The organism is Pantoea sp. DY-17 (assembly GCF_019795975.1).
Taxonomy (GTDB): Bacteria; Pseudomonadota; Gammaproteobacteria; order Enterobacterales; family Enterobacteriaceae; genus Pantoea; species Pantoea leporis.
In genome coordinates this window covers 618,129-635,912 of sequence record NZ_JAIMIG010000002.1, presented here as the reverse complement: position 1 = coordinate 635,912, position 17,784 = coordinate 618,129, and the positions used below count along the sequence as shown (strand labels likewise).

The 17,784-nt window shown below is 54.2% G+C and carries 17 protein-coding genes; 9 read left to right on the top strand and 8 right to left on the bottom strand.

The annotated features are described in order from the left end of the window. Positions 1-96: 96 nt before the first annotated feature. Positions 97-951 carry a helix-turn-helix transcriptional regulator gene (locus K5Y33_RS13290; protein WP_222234209.1) on the top strand — a complete coding sequence of 285 codons (855 nt, stop codon included), beginning with the start codon at positions 97-99 and terminating at the stop codon, positions 949-951. A 4-nt stretch (positions 952-955) separates the two neighbouring features. On the opposite strand, the gene K5Y33_RS13285 is transcribed toward K5Y33_RS13290, so the two are convergent. Then, positions 956-1,948 carry a glycosyltransferase family 32 protein gene (locus K5Y33_RS13285; RefSeq protein WP_222234208.1) on the bottom strand — a complete coding sequence of 331 codons (993 nt, stop codon included), beginning with the start codon at positions 1,946-1,948 and terminating at the stop codon, positions 956-958. A 337-nt stretch (positions 1,949-2,285) separates the two neighbouring features. Here K5Y33_RS13285 and K5Y33_RS13280 point away from each other — a divergent pair, with 337 nt between their 5' ends. Next, positions 2,286-2,993 carry a phage antirepressor KilAC domain-containing protein gene (locus K5Y33_RS13280; RefSeq protein WP_222234347.1) on the top strand — a complete coding sequence of 236 codons (708 nt, stop codon included), beginning with the start codon at positions 2,286-2,288 and terminating at the stop codon, positions 2,991-2,993. Between the two features lie 102 nt (positions 2,994-3,095). On the opposite strand, the gene K5Y33_RS13275 is transcribed toward K5Y33_RS13280, so the two are convergent. After that, on the bottom strand, positions 3,096-3,587 hold the full coding sequence (locus K5Y33_RS13275) for a GNAT family N-acetyltransferase (protein WP_222234207.1): 492 nt from the start codon (positions 3,585-3,587) through the stop codon (positions 3,096-3,098). A gap of 442 nt (positions 3,588-4,029) precedes the next feature. Between K5Y33_RS13275 and K5Y33_RS13270 the strand changes: the two genes are divergently transcribed. Next, positions 4,030-5,457 (top strand): trehalose-6-phosphate synthase, encoded by a 1,428-nt coding sequence (locus K5Y33_RS13270; RefSeq protein WP_255610312.1) that lies wholly within the window; start codon positions 4,030-4,032, stop codon positions 5,455-5,457. A gap of 17 nt (positions 5,458-5,474) precedes the next feature. Here the strand turns inward: K5Y33_RS13270 and K5Y33_RS13265 are convergent, their stop codons facing one another. Then, on the bottom strand, positions 5,475-6,326 hold the full coding sequence (locus K5Y33_RS13265) for a DMT family transporter (protein WP_222234206.1): 852 nt from the start codon (positions 6,324-6,326) through the stop codon (positions 5,475-5,477). A gap of 143 nt (positions 6,327-6,469) precedes the next feature. On the opposite strand from K5Y33_RS13265, the gene K5Y33_RS13260 reads away from it, so the two are divergent. Beyond that, positions 6,470-7,804 carry a PLP-dependent aminotransferase family protein gene (locus tag K5Y33_RS13260; protein ID WP_222234205.1) on the top strand — a complete coding sequence of 445 codons (1,335 nt, stop codon included), beginning with the start codon at positions 6,470-6,472 and terminating at the stop codon, positions 7,802-7,804. Positions 7,805-7,822: 18 nt separating this feature from the next. Here the strand turns inward: K5Y33_RS13260 and K5Y33_RS13255 are convergent, their stop codons facing one another. The 4 genes from K5Y33_RS13255 to K5Y33_RS13240 all read right to left on the bottom strand — a co-directional run bounded on the left by K5Y33_RS13255 (position 7,823) and on the right by K5Y33_RS13240 (position 11,241). Then, complete coding sequence (locus K5Y33_RS13255) at positions 7,823-9,004, bottom strand: FAD-binding oxidoreductase (RefSeq protein ID WP_222234204.1); 1,182 nt, start codon at positions 9,002-9,004, stop codon at positions 7,823-7,825. A gap of 118 nt (positions 9,005-9,122) precedes the next feature. Beyond that, positions 9,123-10,064: a 2-hydroxyacid dehydrogenase gene (locus tag K5Y33_RS13250; protein ID WP_222234203.1), complete on the bottom strand. Its 942-nt coding sequence runs from the start codon at positions 10,062-10,064 to the stop codon at positions 9,123-9,125. A gap of 141 nt (positions 10,065-10,205) precedes the next feature. Further along, positions 10,206-10,673: a PIN domain-containing protein gene (locus K5Y33_RS13245; protein ID WP_255610311.1), complete on the bottom strand. Its 468-nt coding sequence runs from the start codon at positions 10,671-10,673 to the stop codon at positions 10,206-10,208. Positions 10,674-10,779: 106 nt separating this feature from the next. Further along, positions 10,780-11,241, bottom strand: coding sequence for a helix-turn-helix domain-containing protein (locus K5Y33_RS13240; protein ID WP_222234202.1), 462 nt, complete (start codon positions 11,239-11,241; stop codon positions 10,780-10,782). A 256-nt stretch (positions 11,242-11,497) separates the two neighbouring features. On the opposite strand from K5Y33_RS13240, the gene K5Y33_RS13235 reads away from it, so the two are divergent. From K5Y33_RS13235 to crtB, 5 genes are read left to right on the top strand one after another with little or no spacing between them, the layout of a single operon-like run. After that, positions 11,498-12,403, top strand: a complete 906-nt coding sequence (locus K5Y33_RS13235) for a polyprenyl synthetase family protein (protein WP_222234201.1) — start codon at positions 11,498-11,500, stop codon at positions 12,401-12,403. Between the two features lie 14 nt (positions 12,404-12,417). Next, the gene (locus K5Y33_RS13230) at positions 12,418-13,695 is read left to right on the top strand and encodes a glycosyltransferase (RefSeq protein ID WP_222234200.1); all 1,278 of its coding nucleotides are present in this window, start codon (positions 12,418-12,420) and stop codon (positions 13,693-13,695) included. Beyond that, positions 13,695-14,861, top strand: a complete 1,167-nt coding sequence (gene crtY, locus K5Y33_RS13225; protein WP_222234199.1) for a lycopene beta-cyclase CrtY — start codon at positions 13,695-13,697, stop codon at positions 14,859-14,861. Before K5Y33_RS13230 ends, crtY begins: the two co-directional genes overlap by 1 nt. Next, the gene (locus K5Y33_RS13220) at positions 14,858-16,339 is read left to right on the top strand and encodes a phytoene desaturase (protein WP_137387192.1); all 1,482 of its coding nucleotides are present in this window, start codon (positions 14,858-14,860) and stop codon (positions 16,337-16,339) included. The genes crtY and K5Y33_RS13220 overlap by 4 nt, the downstream gene beginning before the upstream one ends. Next, the gene (gene crtB, locus K5Y33_RS13215; RefSeq protein WP_222234198.1) at positions 16,336-17,265 is read left to right on the top strand and encodes a 15-cis-phytoene synthase CrtB; all 930 of its coding nucleotides are present in this window, start codon (positions 16,336-16,338) and stop codon (positions 17,263-17,265) included. The genes K5Y33_RS13220 and crtB overlap by 4 nt, the downstream gene beginning before the upstream one ends. On the opposite strand, the gene K5Y33_RS13210 is transcribed toward crtB, so the two are convergent. After that, on the bottom strand, positions 17,204-17,737 hold the full coding sequence (locus K5Y33_RS13210; RefSeq protein WP_192413434.1) for a sterol desaturase family protein: 534 nt from the start codon (positions 17,735-17,737) through the stop codon (positions 17,204-17,206). The two genes, crtB and K5Y33_RS13210, sit on opposite strands and share 62 nt — an antisense overlap. Positions 17,738-17,784 lie beyond the last annotated feature (47 nt).

The following is a 17,784-nucleotide window of genomic DNA, read 5'->3' as shown; positions in this document are numbered from 1 at the left end:
CTGTCAGTACGGCATAGCATCACCTAACCGTTAAACGGGTACCAGTTCTTGATTATCATGGTATAAACACTACCCGTCTTGTCGAAGGATCTGCTTATGAGCCTGGCATCCGCGCCTGTTACCACCGAACTAAACAACCGCAAATTACTCGGTACCTTTCTGCGCACGCGCCGGGAAAATCTCGATCCTAACCGGCTCGGTTTGCCACGCATGCGCCATCGTCGCACGCCGGGTTTACGCCGCGAAGAAGTCGCGCAGTTAGCGGATGTTGGCGTGACCTGGTATACGTGGCTGGAACAGGGACGCGATATCAAAGCCTCGCCGAAAACTCTGACGGCGATCGCTAGCGCGTTGCAGTGCAATGATGTGGAAACGCAGCACCTGTTTTCGCTTGCCGGGCACGCATTGCCCTCGGTGCGCGTGGTGGCAGCCTGCTGCAAAATTGCCGCGCACAATCAGCAGATGCTCGATGCGATCCAGTTACCGGCAATTATTGAGACGCCGCGCTTTGATATTCTCGGTTATAACGCCGCGTGGTGTGCCTTGATGGGCGTGGATCTAGCCGAAATCGCGCCTGAAGATCGCAACTGCATCTGGCTAGCCTTTAATCATCCAACCTGGCGTAAAGCGCTGAATGACTGGGATGACGTGATGCCGCAGATGGTGGCGATGTTTCGTGGGCAGATGGGCGAGCACCTTGGCGATCCACACTGGGAAAGCTTTCTTGCCCGCTTGCTGAACAGTTCAGATGAGTTTGCGCACACCTGGCAGCGCTATGAATTGGGCCAGGTGGAGAATCGCGTAAAACGATTTTACCGCGACGAAGTAGGTGAAATGACGCTGCGGCAAAATAACTGGTGGTCGGCGTCACGCAACGGCGATCGCCTGCTGGTGTATGTACCGGACGATGAAATCAGCGCCGCGGCACTCCAGCAGTTGATCAATCCGTGATGCGTTATGCCTTGCCCGTCAGTGCCGGAACCGGTGTCTGCGGGCGGGCGCCCTTCTGGCTGTTTAACAGAATCTGACCCAACAAGCTGTCTTTGTTCACCACGCCATATTTCAGGTTGGTGTCGAGATATTTACGATCAAATCCCGTCAGTTTGGTCAGCGGCGGCAAGACGGCCGGCAGACGATCGACCATCAGCATGCGGCTCAGCTTCACCGGACGCCACTCCACCAGGCTTTGATACAGCAACGCGCTGGCTTCGCATTTACGCAGATAGAAGTTGTACTGATTGTTCTCACGCAGCGCCTGCTGCTGGGCGATATACACCACCAAATAATCCGGTGGCGTGATGCCCTGCACAATGGTTTCGTAATTGGGCAGCGCGAGCAGACGACGGAAAAACTCGTCGGCACCCACTTCAACAATCGGGCGGAAAAAGTGCAGCCAGCGCGCAATAAAGGCGTTATTTTTCGGCGCGGCCAGGAACCAGGATTCAATCACCGGATAGTCTTTATCCAGCGTCGAACTGTCGCGATAAAAGGCGATCAAGTCATAACCATCGTCAACATTCACCGCCAACAATTCGTCCATCGTGCGGTTGAGAATGATGGTGGCATCCATCCAGATTCCGCCATAACGATGCAGCAGTTCCAGCCGGATTACGTCACTTTTATGTGAAGGGCGCATATCCTGATGCACGAAGTGCAGATCGGGCAGATAGTGCTGAATATTCAGGTTATTGATGACGGTTACCTGATAGCCGGGGTTTTCGCGCACGATTTTATCGACAAAAATCTGCACCTCTTCCGGTAGCGTTTCACTTTCCCAGTACATCCAAATCTGACGCGGAATGGCCGCGGGCGCGGTCTGGCGTGCAACTAAATTGATATCCTGCTCTGCGGCAGGATTGTAATCGGGCAGCGTTCTGCGTTTGGTCAGTTTTTTTTCCGCCAGTAAACCTAATGAAACCAAATGGGTTTTAAATTTATTCTTTTTCATTGTTTCTCCAGCAGCACAGCCGCCAGTTAACTACTTATTGCTGTTAAAAAAGGCACACATCAGCCCTGCACCTAATGCTGCAGAAAGCCGACAAAAGCCCGGAAAATTGGCTCAAAATTATCAAACAGCACTCAGCGCGACAATTTAATAAACCGCTAAAACCTCACTTTAAGAGAATACGTAGAGCGCTGGGTTTGCGGGATCTGGCTTTGTGAAACGTTACGCAAAGCCGAACATCTTAGGTGAACGGTTAAAAATAATACTGGATACATAAACAGTATTGCGTATACTTATTCTACAGCCACAAGGCTGAGTAAGTCTGCAAGAGGTGATAATGATGATGATCTCAACGGAAAGTCTGTCTGCTTTGAATGCATCAATGATGATGAGCAGCCGCGAAATTGCCCATGTCACGGGCATTACGCACGGCGAAGTGAAGCGCCTGGTGAAAAGCCTGGAAACCGCACAGCGTCTTTCCCAGCCTTTGACGGTGAATCTCTATGAGCATCAGGGTGAAGTGCGTCAGGAGTTTCATCTTAACAAGCGCGATTCATTACTCGCCGTTGCCCGGCTTTCGCCTGGCTTCACTGCGGAATTACTCGATCTCTGGCAGCAGCGTGAACAGTTTACCCATCTGCCTGATTTCACCAATCCGGCGGAAGCGGCCCGCGCCTGGGCGGAGCAATTTGAGCAGCGCCGTGCGGCTGAGCAGCAACTTGTGTTGTCGGCCCCTAAGGCTGAATTTTTTGATCGCTTTGTCGAGATCGAAGATTCGCTCGGCTTTCGTCAGCTGTGCAAGATGTTGAAGGTAAAGGAAACTGAATTTCGTGAGTTTTTGTTAGAACGCAACATTATGTATCGCGAAAAAGGCACGCTGGCACCGCAGCAGCACCATATACAGGCGGGATATTTCACCCTGCGCTCCGGACGTGGCGAGAATCAGCATGCTTTCTCCCAAGCGCGTTTCACCGCCAAAGGCGTGAAATGGGTGGCCAGTTTATGGGCGGGACATCTGTCGGCTCAGCCGAAAGGTGTGGCTGCATAAAGTGTGCGCAGGTGTCGTAGCGGCGTAATTTATTGCGCGATAAATCGCGCCGCCAGGGAATGTGCGATCATTGAATGCTTAGCGTTATATTTACCTGTTGAATTACAGTTTCATCCGCATCTCATGCCACGCCATGCCACCGTGGTCTGACTCAGACGGTTTGATGTACTGATAGCCCCATTTTTTATACAGCTCAACGTGCTGGGTTTTGCACATCAGATGAATGGTTCGCTTGTCCATTTTCTTCATCAGCTCGATAAACTGGCGCATCAGCAGCGACGCATAACCTTTGCCCTGATAAGCGGGATCAAGCACCACCGACATAATCACGGCGTTGGGTGCTGCCGGATCGTGGCCGATTAACTCTTTGAACGCTTCATCCGACATCACCACCTCCCACGCACAACCGGCGTTGATAAAACCAATCACCTTGCCATCGGTTTCCAGACATAAAAATCCCTGTGGATACTGCGCAATGCGGGTAGCAATTTTTTCACGCGTGGCGGCTTCATCACCTTCGTAAGCCTCAATTTCAATCGCGTAACAGCGATCCACATCTGCCAGCCTGGCTTCTCTAAATACTAACGTTGACACGATTAAACCTCTTAGATTCCTCTATGAACGGCGGTCATTCTAACAGGCCGAATGTGTCTTTGCGCATAAGTGCCCCCCTCAAACGATTAAAGTCGCCATGTAAAGTGATCAAAAAAAATTAACGAATACATTTATCTGGGTTCTAAATAAAATCTATTAAATTTTTATAACTCTCAGCGTCTTTTTTACGACATTTTTACGGGTTGGTCGGTTAGATTAATTTCATCGACAGCCCTGAAGGATTCGGAGAGGTAGCGCGAGATGAAAAGTATCGAACTCACTAATAGCGGTTCATCCGCATAACGTCAGCGGTCAACACGCACCGGTCCATTAACGCCTGTGAGCGTAAATCATGAGCGGCATGCTGCAATTTTTACTGCGCCAACCTTTTTTAAATTCTCTGCCAACGATTCATGGGCAGATTAAGCAACGGGTCAAAACTATGTCAGGCTTGATTTTGGTATCACACAATCAAAATAATCACTCAACGCTTTCTAACATTTATGAAAGCATATTGACGCGTCGCGGTGGCATGTGGGTGAAATGGAGTGGCGAGTTTGAATCATTTACCACTGAACCTCATCGTGAGCTGAATTTTACTAGCGGCAAAGCATTCGACACGCTGACATTTCGCTTAACTAAAGCAGAATATGAAGAAGGTTATCATCAATATATTCATCAGGGATTGTGGCCGGTATTTCATCAGCGCCCCGACATGGCGCGTTTTTCCACCAGCAGCCAAATCGGTTATATGAAACTGAATGAAACCTATACGCGCGCCATCAGTGAATATGCCATGCCCGATGATGATATTTGGTTGCAGGATTATCACCTGATTCCCAGCATTAAAATGCTGCGCGATGCCGGCCTGATAAATCGTATCGGCTTCTTTTTCCATCAGCCTTTCCCAGCAGGACAATCTTTTGAATCGGTGCCGAACTGGCCCTATCTGGCCGATGCATTATTGTGCGCCGACTTAATTGGCTTTCAGACCACCCAAGACATGAACAATTTCACCGCCTGGATTGAATCCCGCTTCCGTTGCGAGCGTCTAACGCCTTACACGCTGCGTATCCACGGCCGTCAGATTCGCGTAGGCGTATTCCCGGTAGGCATTGATACCGTGGAAACCAGCGCGCTAGCTGAAAGCAACAGCTGCCAGTATATGGAGCAGCAATGTCGCGCAACCTTACCGGAGAATCTGATCCTCAGCGGTGGCCATTTTGACGACAGCACCGGCACGCCTTACCGCATCAGCGCCATAGAAGTTTTACTGCGTCAACACGAGGAGTATCACCACAAGTTTTCCATGGTGCAGCTGGCTTCAGCGGCGTCAGGTTACAGCCATCGCATTAAAGAGTTATCGCGCGATTTGGAAACCCGCTGCGGCGAAATGAACGGCGTGCATGGCGAGCTGAACTGGTATCCGGTGCGTTATTTGAGCAACCATTATTCACATGAAGAACTGTGCGGATTTTACCGTGCAGCGCGTGTGGCGTTGGTCACACCGCTGATAGCCGGGATGAGTTTGATGGCGAAAACCTATGTGGCGGTGCAGGATCACGCTAATCCCGGCGTGCTGATTCTGTCGCAATTTGCCGGCGCCGCCGAACAGATGCAGGGCGCGCTGTTGGTCAATCCCTACGATCCCGATGCCATCGCCGATGCCATTCATACCGCGCTTATCATGCCGCTTTCGGTGCGTCGCGAACGTCACGCCAGCCTGCTAAAAAACCTGCATCTGCATGATTGCCACAAATGGGCCGATAGCTGCATCAACGCGCTGCAGCCGCGAGAACAGGAATGCGATTTAACCCTGAAATCAGGTGCGATAATTTCGAATGGTTTCAGTGGGCGACTGCGTTATTAATCCAATATGCATGAACATTAACACGCAAATTTTCGCGAACCAATGACGCAGAGAATGACGCCAAGCGTGACAGCTATCATCAGCGGGCTGACGCTCTCGTGCAGCAACGAAGCCGACAGGCCCAGCCCAAAAAATGGCTGAAGCAACTGCAGTTGCCCGACAGCTGCAATTCCACCGATAGCGAGCCCTTTGTACCAAAAGATAAAACCTATCAGCATGCTAAAAAGCGAGACATAGCCCAGCGCAAGCCAGGCTGAAGTGCTGATGTGGTTTAGGGATTCAGGCAAGGTCAAATATGACGCGATCAACATGAAAGGCAGTGAAATAATCAGCGCCCAACTAATCACTTGCCAGCCTCCCAGCTCACGCGAAAGTTTTGCCCCCTCGGCATAGCCCAGGCCGCAGACGATCACTGACGCGAGCATAAGCAGATCACCTTTGAGTGATATAACAGCGAGATGAGAAAGCGCAAAGCCCATAACCAGCAAGCTGCCGCAGAGGGAAAAGAGCCAGAAAGCGCGCCGCGGACGTTCACCACCACGAATGACGCCAAAGATGGCGGTTGCTAGCGGAAGCAACCCGAGGAAAACGATTGAATGTGACGAAGTTACGTGCTGCAAAGCCATGGCGGTCAGCAATGGAAAACCGATCACCACGCCCATAGCGACGATGAAGAGCGAGTATAGTTGGGTGGGATCAGGTCTTTTGACCTTAAACAAGCAGATCAACATGAGCGCCAGCACACCCGCTATCGATGCACGGATGAAAGTCAGGAAAAACGGGTCGATGTCCTGAACGGCAATGCGCGTTGCCGGCAGCGATCCGCTGAAAATAATCACGCCCGCCAGGCCGTTCAGCCAGCCTGACATCGACTCAGGACGCGTCTTTTGTATCACCACGTTAAACCTCTTTCAGTAGCTGAGTGAAGGTGACTATTTCCTTCATGAATTGACGCTGCGGAGGATAAACGCCATGATCCAGAACAATCAAAATATTGTCATGGATACAATTGGTGAAAGCACGTTATAAGGATGTGGTTGACGAATATGCTGCGGCTATACGCAGTGGAGGATTGTCTGCAGGCACGCGCCTGCCTACGCATCGCGCGTTGGCTACGGAAAGACGGATCTCATTAGCAACCGCTACACGCGTCTACGCTGAACTTGAAGCAATCGGTCTGGTCAGCGGTGAAACCGGACGCGGGACTTTTGTCAGGGAAATTTCTTTGCCTCATGGCCTTGGTGTCGATCAGCATGTGGTCGCAACCGATGTGGTGGACCTCAATTTCAATTATCCCGCATTACCCGATCAGGCCGATCGCCTGCGCGATGCCCTGCGCAATCTCTCCAATGCTGGCGATATTGAATCGCTGCTACGCTATCAGCCGCATGCCGGGAAAGAGAGCGACCGGCATACCATTGCATCATGGCTTAGCTCAACCGGGATCACGCCTTCGGCTGATGACATTTTGATTGTCAATGGCGCACAGCACGGCCTTACCATAGCGGTGATGGGATTGCTGAAACCAGGGGATGTTGTGGCAGTAGACGCGTTGATTTATCCCGGCTTTAAGGCGCTGGCGGCGCTTTATCATCTTGAACTTGCCGCCATACCTGCTGGGCCAGACGGTCCTGATTTCAATACATTAAAACAGATTTGTCAGCGCAGACGCGTCCGTGCGATTTATACCATGCCTACGTTGCACAACCCGCTTGGCTGGGTTCTGAGTGCTGCTCAGCGCAGAGAGATCGCCCTGATTGCCCGAACATTTGATCTTCTGGTAATTGAGGATGCCGCCTATGCTTATCTGGTGCCTTGTCCGCCGCCGCCAATGGCTTTTTATGCCCCTGAAAGGACCCTTTATGTAACCGGCTTTGCGAAAAATATCGCTACCGGGTTGCGCGTCGGCGCCGTCGTCTGCCCTGCTGGCATGCGTGCAGCGCTTGAGCGCGCTATTCGTGCCACTACGTGGAATACCCCTTCTCTGATGGTCTCGTTAGTGTGTGGCTGGATTAAGGATGGGACGATCAAACGTCTGGAAACACTGAAAAGACGGGATGCTCGTGAGCGCCAGTCGATCGCCCGCCAGATTCTTGCGCCCGAGGATTTTATCAGCCATCCCAACTCTTATTTTCTCTGGCTACCGTTGCCATGCGAAGTCAGGGCTGAACGGGTGGTACAGCGTTTAATCCACCAGCAGATCTCGGTATCTTCAGCTGAACCGTTCAGTACCTCAATCAATGTGCCGCATGCCATTCGTCTTGCGTTGGGATCGGTCAGCAAGGATAAACTGCGGCTTGCCGTGGCGGCGGTGAAAGAGACCATCGATTATGAAAGAGACCTATAAAAACACAGTCTCATCGCGTTATTGCGCCGCCGGGAAATTACGCTTGATGGGCGCAAACGCTTCCACGCTTTTCCCCAGCAGACGCTGCGGACGGAAATCGCTCAGCAGCTCACTTGCCACATCGCCGATCAGCTCTTCAGCCACCAGCTTGCCAATCAATGGCGAAAGGGTGATACCGCTGTGTGTCACCGCCACATACACGCGCTGATGCGCGGTGACATAGCCCAGCGCCGGTAAACCATCGGCAGGTCGTGCGCGTTGCCCCACCACAATCTGTTCAATCTGCAACTCGCCCGCATCCGCAAACAGCGCGTGGTAACGCGCGCGGAACTGCGCGGCGATATCGCTGGTGATTGAGGGTGGCGCAGCAGAATCGGCCAGGTGATCCAACTCTAAGGCTTGCAGCAGCAAACGTCCGCCGCCGTCCGGGCGTACGTTAAGTTGCGGAGAGATGAGATTGGCATTGAGCGATAACGGCTGCGGCGCGGTGCGCACCAGGAAACTACAAGCCACCGCGTTCGGTTTGCTGGTATCCAGCAACGCCAGATTAAGTCCCAGTGAATTTAGCAGCTGATTGGCCCAGCGTCCGGTGGCTAACACAATACGATCGCCCTGCCACTGCTCACCATTTTCCAGCTGCAGCGTAACCCGATCGGCACTTTCACTGATGCTATTGATACGCTGATGCTGGTACAGCACCGCACCGCGCGCTTTGGCTTCTGACCATAAGCGCGCCAGATAGAGCGCCGGATGCAGCACCGATTCTGTCGGGAAATGCCACACGCTGCCGCTGATGGCCTGCGCCCGCAGCTCCGGAATATCGCGCAGCACATCTGCTGGCGACACTTCACGCGCCGCATAACCTGCTGATTGCAGCGACGTGGCACGCTGCAGCAAACGTTGCTGCGCATCGCCCTCGGCGGCCCACTCCCATGTACCGCCAGTTTCCAGCCAGCGCAATCCGTTCGGCTGCGCTTGCTGCAGTTTGAGGTGCTCTTCCATCGAGAGCGCATTAAGCAGGTGATAACTGCACGGCTGTTTGCCATTGGAGTTTACCCAGGCAAACGTCGTGCTGCTGGTGCCCGCGCCAATGTGCTTTTGTTCGAAAACGGTGACTTCAACGCCCTGCAACGCTAAGGCGCGCGCCACCGCTAATCCGATAACGCCGCCGCCAATAATTGCAATTTTCTGTGCTGTCATAATGGGCTCCTGAATTAAGTGCCGATATCATAACAGCCTGGCTGAACGAAAATTGCTATCGCTAAATAGGGATTATTACGCAGGATATAAGAATTTCGTCTTAATCCGGATGCTTAAATTATACCGATGTCAGAATCTTCCCATCGGCAAAATAGGCCCGTAAATTCTCCAGCACATTATTGGTCATTTGCGCACGCGTTTCGTGAGTTGCGCTGGCAATATGCGGCGTTAACAGCACATTATTTAGTTCACGCAGCGCGGGATTAATTTTTGGCTCATCCGGATACACATCCAGCGCAGCCCCTTTAATGATTCCCTGCTGCAGTGCAGCGATCAGATCGGGTTCAGTGATTACTGTGCCACGCGCAATGTTGATCACCACGCCCTCTTGGCCGAGCGCCGCCAGCACCTTCGCGTTGACCAGTTGCACATTCTCTTTGCTGCCCGGCAGTGCCAGCACCAGAAAATCGCTAAAGGCGGCGAGCTGTTCGATCGTATCGCAGCGCTTATAGCTGACGTCTTTCGCCGAACGCGCGGTATACGCCACTTCCATACCAAAGGCTTCGGCACGGCGCGCGATGGCTAAGCCAATCGCGCCTAACCCGGCGATGCCAATTCTTTTTCCGCTGGCGCGGCTGGAGAGTTCGACGCCGTTATTTTCCCATGCCCCGGATTTCGCAAACTGATGGTAAGCGACCAAATTACGCGAGAACGCCAGCGTCATTGTCATTGCCAAATCGGCAACATCGTCAGTCAGAATGTCGCGGGTGATGCTGACCTGAATATCGTTTTCGGCAGTGTATTTCAGGTCAATACGATCGGTGCCGACACCGAATACAGCAATGACTTTACACTCCGGCAGTTGCTCCAGCAGTGCCGTTTCCACCCCGACATCGCCGCGCGTAACGATGGCATTGATCGCTTTGCCATGCTGCTGGATAAATAGCATTGCGTCATGCTGCTCATATAAACGATGGCAATGGAAATGTTGCGTGAGCTTTTCATCTAACTGCGGCATTAGCGGCTGAATAATCAGCACGGCAGGTTTGGTATTCGTCATTTTATGTTCCATTAGCGGTATTTATTGACCACCAGCCTAACGGAGTTATTTATGTTACGGCGTTGCTGTTACTTTTTTCGCTGATAAGATCACGCGGAAATAGATGGCATGCCGTGCAGCAGCGTAATGATTTAATCGTTGCTAAATGAGAAAACGAAACTTATCTAATGCGCTTACTGTCATCGGTAAACCCTGGCGTAATAACGAATCCAGATAAACCGTAACGCCCATTGCTGGTTGTCTAAAACTCGCGCGTTGCGCATTCACTGCCTTCAAAACCAGCGCCTGATTTAAGTCGAACAGATCCATGATGAATTCGTCAGGATGAAGAGCTTCAATTTCGAATTCAGCCATGAGGTTTCTCGGGAAATCCTCCAGATTCATTGTGACAATCACTTCAGCTTTACACCGTATAGCGGCAGCGACAACATGGCAGTCATTGGAATCAGGTAATGTAATGCCAGAAATAAGCGGTTCAAATCCCGATACCATTGCATCTGGAAGCGCTTTATTCATCAATGTCTGCGTGCGCGCCAACTGATCTTCAGCAATATCTGGTCTGTTAGTGCGTAAATTACGCTTCCATTCATCCTGAATGGTGGCCGTCATTTTGGCTGGTAGAGCCCCGTCAGACCGAGGCGAAGCAGTACATCGCGCAGTATGGATGGATACAACACACATGCATCCAGTACCACGGCATAGGGTGAATGGTTCATCAGTAGAAATTGAGATCCTGTCCCTGGTCTGCCAATTCCTGCATTGCATCATTGCTCTCTTGCGCACGCTTGTCTTTAAACTGCATAAGATCCGCAAAAAGCACGCGACGATGGCGACCTGTTTTATGGTACGGAAGCTGACCTTGCTCTAACAGTTTCACCAAATGTGGGCGTGAAACGTTTAAAATATTTGCCGCTTCCTGCGTAGTTAATTCAGCGTGTACAGGCACAACCTGAACCGCATTTCCCACCGCCAACTCGCCCAAAACAGCCATGAGTAGTGTCAGGGCAGACGTTGGCAGCTCAATCTGATGCGTTTCGTTGTGCGCATCCTGAATCGATATTTTTTGCGTTTCCTGCTTGGTGGATAGATAAGTTGCGAGCTCCCTCTGCCCGCGCGAAGCGGCCTCAATCCCCTTCGGAGCCGGAAGGCTCAAGCTATCCAGAATTGAGTGTTTCATGCGTTTTCCAATTGATAGTTTGTGGTTTCAAATTGCAGTCACCGAATGATAATCGCAATAAACGAAACAATCAATATTCGAAATAAACGAAATGATCTCTCTTTAGCCGACGCTTGAGCATTACTTCTCTACGTAATCCTCATCCATTATCGGGTTTGGAATGGTTTAACCACGCTGCCCTCGCTGGCAAACTTACCTTACGCAGTCTACGGTTAATCAAAAAGCATAATAATTTCATCAACCATGGATAGCCATTATGACCACCCATGTCGATAGCACAGCGCATCAGACAAGCGAACTGCTTCAGCTGCAGCAAATTTTACAGGCGCATCTCGAACATTTACTGCCTGCAGGACAGCAAAGCGATCGCGTGCGTGACGCGATGCGTGCCGGTACGCTGGCGCAGGGCAAGCGCATCCGTCCTTTATTACTGATGCTGGCAGCGCGCGATATGGGTTGCGAGCTGACGCAAAATGGCATTCTCGATCTCGCCTGTGCCGTGGAAATGGTGCACGCGGCATCGCTGATTCTGGATGACATCCCATCAATGGATAATGCGCAGATGCGCCGTGGTCGCCCTACCGTGCATCGTGAGTTTGGTGAAAACGTGGCGATTCTCGCCGCCGTCGCGCTGCTGAGCCGCGCATTTGAAGTGATTGCCATCGCACCCGATTTGCCTGCGGTGCACAAATCTGAAGCGATTGCCGAACTCTCCGCCGCCGTGGGCCTGCAGGGATTAGTGCAAGGGCAGTTTCAGGATCTGCACGACGGCACCCAGAGTCGCAGTCCGGAAGCGATCGCCTTGACCAATGAACTGAAAACCAGCGTGCTGTTTCGCGCCACGCTGCAAATGGCGGCGATTGCCGCTGACGCTTCACCGCAGGTGCGGCAACGTCTTAGCTTCTTTGCTCAGGATCTGGGCCAGGCGTTTCAGCTGCTCGACGACCTCGCCGACGGCTGCAAACACACCGGTAAAGATGTGCATCAGGATCAGGGTAAATCCACGCTGGTACAGATGCTCGGGGCTGACGGCGCAGAACGTCGTCTGCGCGATCATCTGCGCAGCGCCGATGCACACCTTGCCTGCGCCTGCCATCGCGGCATCGCCACTCGCCAATATATGCACGCGCTGTTTAATCAACAGCTAGCGATGTTCAACTGAGCGCGGCTAAGCCGTTGGGCCACTTTGCGGTGATCGCGCCGCCGCTTTACAGCCACTTTCACGCGTTGCAGGCGTTAGCACAAACGCTGCTGGCGCGTGGCCATCGCATCACCTTCATCCAGCAAGCCGACGCCCGCACCTTGCTCAGCGATGAACGCATCGATTTCGTCGCAGTAGGCCAGCAGACGCATCCGGCCGGTTCGCTGGCGCCTGTGTTGCATCGGCTGGCTTCGCCGGGCGGCCTGTCGCTGTTTCGCGTGATCAACGATCTCGCTTCCTGCACCGATATGCTGTGCCGCGAACTGCCAGCGGTACTGAAATCGTTGAACATTGATGGCGTGATCGCCGACGAGATGGAAGCAGCCGGCGGATTGGTCGCTGAAGCGCTGCATCTGCCGTTTGTTTCGGTGGCCTGCGCCTTGCCGGTCAATCGTGAGGCCGGTATTCCGCTGGCGGTGATGCCCTTCCGTTTTACTCAGGATGTGAACGCGCTAAAACGTTTTCAGGCCAGCAGCGATATCTATGACCGCATCATGCGTCGTCACGGCGACGTAATCCTCAAACACGCGCGGGCGTTTAATTTGACGGAGCGGCGCGGATTGCATCAGTGCCTGTCGCCACTGGCACAAATCAGCCAGATGGTGCCTGCTTTTGATTTTCCGCGTCAGCAACTGCCCGCCTGCTATCACGCCGTCGGGCCACTGCGCGCGCCGGTTGCACCTGCACCGCTCAATGCGCCCTGGCCGGCACTGCGCCAGCCGGTGGTTTATGCCTCGCTAGGTACGCTGCAAGGCCACCGCTTCCGCCTGTTTCTGCATCTGGCGCAGGCGTGCCGCCAGCAGCGGCTGTCGCTGGTGATCGCCCATTGCGGGGGATTGAATGCCGATCAGGCGCATCAACTTGAGCTCGCTGGCGCGGCGTGGGTGACGGATTTCGTCGATCAACGCGCCGCCCTGCAGCACGCGCAGCTGTTTATCACCCACGCCGGATTAAATAGCGCGCTGGAAGCGCTGGAATGCGGTACGCCGATGCTGGCGCTGCCGATTGCCTTTGATCAGCCCGGCGTGGCGGCGCGCATTGAGTGGCATGACGTTGGACGTCGCGCATCGCGCTTTAGCCGCGTTCTTCAACTGGAGCAGCATCTGCAACAGTTGCTGACCGACGATCGCTACGCGGTGCGAATGTCAGCGATACAAGCGCAACTGCAGCGCGCAGGCGGTTGTCAGCGTGCGGCCGACATTGTCGAGCAGGCGCTGTGCCAGCAGCAAGTTGTGCTGGCGGAGGCCACCTGATGCGCGCGCACTACGATGTGATCTTAGTCGGTGCCGGACTGGCGAACGGTTTGATCGCGCTGCGCCTGCGTCAACTGCAGCCGCAGCTCAAATGCCTGTTGCTGGAGGGCGACGCGCACCCGGCAGGCAATCATACCTGGTCATTTCATCACAGCGATCTCAGCGCCGAACAGCTGCGCTGGCTGCAACCGCTGATTACGGCGCGTTGGCCTGGCTATCAGGTGCGTTTTCCCGCGCTGCGCCGCAATCTGGACGGGGATTATTGTTCGATCGCGTCAGACGATTTTGCCCGACATCTTTACGCGGCGATGGGTGACAATCTGTGGACAAACGCGGCAGTCGAACAGGTAAAACCCTCGCAGGTGACGCTGGCGGATGGCCGTGAACTTGATGCGCAGGTGGTGATTGATGGTCGCGGCCTGCAGCCGACGCCGCATCTGCAGCTGGGTTATCAGGTGTTTCTTGGACAAGAGTGGCAGCTGGCGCAGCCGCACGGCCTGCAGCAGCCGATCCTGATGGATGCCACCGTCGACCAGCAAGCGGGCTATCGTTTTGTCTACACGCTGCCGCTCAGCGCCGATCGGTTACTGATTGAAGATACTCATTACGTTAATCAACCTACGCTGGCGGAGAACACCGCCCGCCAGCACATCGCCGACTATGCCAAACAGCAAAGCTGGCGGCTTGGTACGCTGCTGCGTGAAGAGCACGGCATATTACCGATTACCCTGAGCGGCGATATTGATCGATTCTGGCAACAGCAGCGCGGCCAGCCGTGCAGCGGCCTGCGCGCCGGGCTGTTTCATGCGACAACCGGTTACTCTTTGCCATCCGCCGTGGCGCTGGCGGAGTTGGTGACTAGGCTGTTGCCCACCGATGCCAGCACGCTCAGTCAACACATCGAACGCTTTGCCCGTCAGCAGTGGCGCGAGCAGCGATTTTTCCGCCTGCTGAACCGCATGCTGTTTTTGGCCGGTAAGCCGCAGCAGCGCTGGCGTGTAATGCAACGTTTTTACCGGCTCAATGCCGGGTTAATTAGCCGTTTTTACGCCGGACAACTTCGTCTGCATGATAAAGCGCGGATTCTGTGCGGCAAGCCGCCGGTGCCCATCGGTGAAGCGCTGCACGCGCTGTTGAATTCTGTCGAACCAGGGAAGAAAAAATGAAACGCACTTATGTGATTGGCGCAGGCTTTGGCGGCCTGGCGCTGGCGATTCGCCTGCAAGCGGCGGGCATACCAACCACCTTACTCGAGCAGCGCGACAAACCGGGCGGACGCGCCTATGTGTTTGAAGATAGCGGCTTTACCTTTGATGCCGGGCCCACGGTGATCACCGATCCCAGCGCTATCGAAGAGTTGTTCACGCTGGCGGGAAAATCGCTCAGCGATTACGTCGAGCTGATGCCGGTCACGCCCTTCTATCGCCTGTGTTGGGAAGATGGCAAACAGCTCGACTATGACAACAATCAGCCGTTGCTGGAGCAGCAGATCGCTACCTTCAATCCACAGGATGTCGCCGGTTATCGTCAGTTCCTCGCCTATTCGCGCGAGGTATTCAAAGAGGGTTATCTGAAACTCGGCACGGTGCCGTTTCTGCAGGTGCGTGACATGCTGCGTGTTGCACCGCAGCTGGGACGTTTGCAGGCGTGGCGCAGCGTCTACAGCATGGTGGCGAAATTTATTCAGGACGATCACCTGCGGCAGGCGTTTTCCTTCCACTCATTGCTGGTGGGCGGTAATCCTTTTGCAACGTCATCAATCTATACCTTAATTCATGCGCTGGAACGTGAATGGGGCGTATGGTTTCCGCGCGGCGGCACCGGCGCGCTGGTGAAGGGCATGGCGCGACTGTTTGAGGATCTGGGTGGCGAGCTGTTACTGAATGCCGAAGTGAGCCAGCTGGAAACCAATGAAAATCGTATTAGCGGCGTCCAGTTAAAGGATGGACGACGCTTCGATGCTGCAGCCGTAGCCTCCAATGCCGACGTGGTGCATACCTACGACAAGCTGCTACGCCATCATCCGAAGGCTAAGAAACGTGCGACATCGCTGAAGCGTAAGCGCATGAGCAACTCGCTGTTTGTGCTCTATTTTGGCCTCAATCAGCCGCATGAACAGCTCGCGCATCACACCGTCTGTTTTGGTCCGCGCTATCGCGAATTGATTGATGAGATTTTTAATAGCAGCCAACTGGCAGAGGATTTTTCACTCTACCTGCACGCGCCCTGCAGCAGCGATCCGTCGCTGGCACCACCCGGCTGCGGCAGCTTTTATGTGTTAGCGCCGGTGCCGCATCTCGGCACCGCTGACATCGACTGGCAACAGGAAGGACCGCGCTTGCGCGATCGAATTTTTGCTTATCTGGAGCAGCACTACATGCCGGGATTACGTCAGCAATTAGTGACACACAGAATGTTTACGCCGTTTGATTTTCGCGACACGCTGCATGCCCATCACGGCTCGGCGTTTTCGCTGGAGCCAATTTTGACGCAAAGCGCCTGGTTCCGACCGCATAACCGCGATGCCGATATCAGCAATCTCTATCTGGTGGGTGCGGGTACGCATCCGGGCGCGGGCGTGCCCGGCGTAATTGGTTCTGCCAAGGCCACCGCTCAGCTGATGCTGGAGGATCGCGCTGAATGAATCGACAGCCTTTACTCGAGCAAGTGACACAAACCATGGCGGTGGGCTCGAAGAGTTTCGCCACCGCCGCCAGGCTGTTTGATGCACCGACACGCCGCAGTACGCTGATGCTTTATGCATGGTGTCGTCATTGCGACGATGTGATTGATGGGCAAACGCTGGGCGAAGGCGGCACGCAGCATGCCGTCGAAGATGCACAGGCACGCATGCAGCATCTGCAGATTGAAACCCGCCGCGCCTACAGCGGCGCGCACATGGATGAACCGGCGTTTAGGGCGTTTCAGGAAGTGGCGCTTATTCATCAACTGCCGCAACAGCTGGCGTTTGATCATCTGGAAGGCTTCGCCATGGATGCGCGCGACGAACACTATACGAGTTTCGATGACACGCTGCGTTACTGCTATCACGTCGCGGGCGTAGTCGGTTTGATGATGGCGCGCGTAATGGGCGTGCGCGACGAAGCGGTGCTCGATCACGCCTGCGATTTAGGGCTGGCGTTCCAGCTTACTAACATTGCGCGCGATATCGTCGAAGATGCCGAAAATGGTCGCTGCTATCTGCCGCAAGCCTGGCTCGATCAGGCGGGATTACGCGGCGATATGCTGACAGCACCGCAACATCGTGCGGCACTGGCCACGCTGGCAGCGCGTTTAGTGACGGAAGCGGAACCCTATTATCACTCGGCGCGGTCCGGCTTGCCGGGTTTGCCGCTGCGCTCGGCGTGGGCCATCGCGACGGCACGCGGTGTTTATCGCGAAATCGGGGTGAAAGTTCAGCACGCCGGTGTTCACGCCTGGGATTCACGACAGCGCACCAGCCGCAGCGAAAAACTGGCGCTGCTGGTGAAAGGGGCCGGCCTGGCGATCACTTCGCGTGTGGCTCGTCCGGCGCCACGTCCGGCTGGTCTGTGGCAGCGTCCTCGTTGATTTTTCTCCCGTGGCGCTGACGCAGCGTGGCTTGCAGCTTATTGAGCGGTGGCGCGTAGAGGAAACCAAACGACACGCAGCCTTCACGCCCGCGCACTGCATGATGCATGCGGTGCGCCATGTATAAGCGCTTGAGATAGCCTTTGCGCGGGATATAGCGAAACGGCCAGCGTTGATGCACCAGGCCATCGTGCACCATGAAGTAAAGCGCGCCGTAGGTCGTCATCCCGGCACCAATCCACTGCAGCGGCCACATGCCTTGCACGCCGACATAGATCAGCACGATCGCCAGCACCGCAAACACCACCGCATACAGATCGTTAAGTTCAAACTTGCCGCTGTGCGGTTCGTGGTGCGACAAATGCCAGCCCCAACCCCAGCCGTGCATGATGTATTTATGCGACAGCGCCGCGACGATTTCCATCACCACCACGGTTGCCAGCAAGATAAGCACGTTCCATAACCAGAGCATTGTTCGTCCATTTTTGGAAAAGGGAAATACTAAAGGTGGACGCGGAT

What these genes read in the sequence shown, in the direction of transcription:
- K5Y33_RS13290 (WP_222234209.1), top strand. Translation starts at nt 97, where the DNA reads ATGAGCCTGGCATCCGCGCCTGTTACCACCGAACTAAACAACCGCAAA.
- K5Y33_RS13285 (WP_222234208.1), bottom strand. Translation starts at nt 1,948, where the DNA reads ATGAAAAAGAATAAATTTAAAACCCATTTGGTTTCATTAGGTTTACTG.
- K5Y33_RS13280 (WP_222234347.1), top strand. Translation starts at nt 2,286, where the DNA reads ATGATGATCTCAACGGAAAGTCTGTCTGCTTTGAATGCATCAATGATG.
- K5Y33_RS13270 (WP_255610312.1), top strand. Translation starts at nt 4,030, where the DNA reads ATGTCAGGCTTGATTTTGGTATCACACAATCAAAATAATCACTCAACG.
- K5Y33_RS13265 (WP_222234206.1), bottom strand. Translation starts at nt 6,326, where the DNA reads ATGTCAGGCTGGCTGAACGGCCTGGCGGGCGTGATTATTTTCAGCGGA.
- K5Y33_RS13255 (WP_222234204.1), bottom strand. Translation starts at nt 9,004, where the DNA reads ATGACAGCACAGAAAATTGCAATTATTGGCGGCGGCGTTATCGGATTA.
- K5Y33_RS13250 (WP_222234203.1), bottom strand. Translation starts at nt 10,064, where the DNA reads ATGACGAATACCAAACCTGCCGTGCTGATTATTCAGCCGCTAATGCCG.
- K5Y33_RS13245 (WP_255610311.1), bottom strand. Translation starts at nt 10,673, where the DNA reads ATGACGGCCACCATTCAGGATGAATGGAAGCGTAATTTACGCACTAAC.
- K5Y33_RS13240 (WP_222234202.1), bottom strand. Translation starts at nt 11,241, where the DNA reads ATGAAACACTCAATTCTGGATAGCTTGAGCCTTCCGGCTCCGAAGGGG.
- K5Y33_RS13235 (WP_222234201.1), top strand. Translation starts at nt 11,498, where the DNA reads ATGACCACCCATGTCGATAGCACAGCGCATCAGACAAGCGAACTGCTT.
- crtY (WP_222234199.1), top strand. Translation starts at nt 13,695, where the DNA reads ATGCGCGCGCACTACGATGTGATCTTAGTCGGTGCCGGACTGGCGAAC.
- K5Y33_RS13220 (WP_137387192.1), top strand. Translation starts at nt 14,858, where the DNA reads ATGAAACGCACTTATGTGATTGGCGCAGGCTTTGGCGGCCTGGCGCTG.
- crtB (WP_222234198.1), top strand. Translation starts at nt 16,336, where the DNA reads ATGAATCGACAGCCTTTACTCGAGCAAGTGACACAAACCATGGCGGTG.
- K5Y33_RS13210 (WP_192413434.1), bottom strand. Translation starts at nt 17,737, where the DNA reads ATGCTCTGGTTATGGAACGTGCTTATCTTGCTGGCAACCGTGGTGGTG.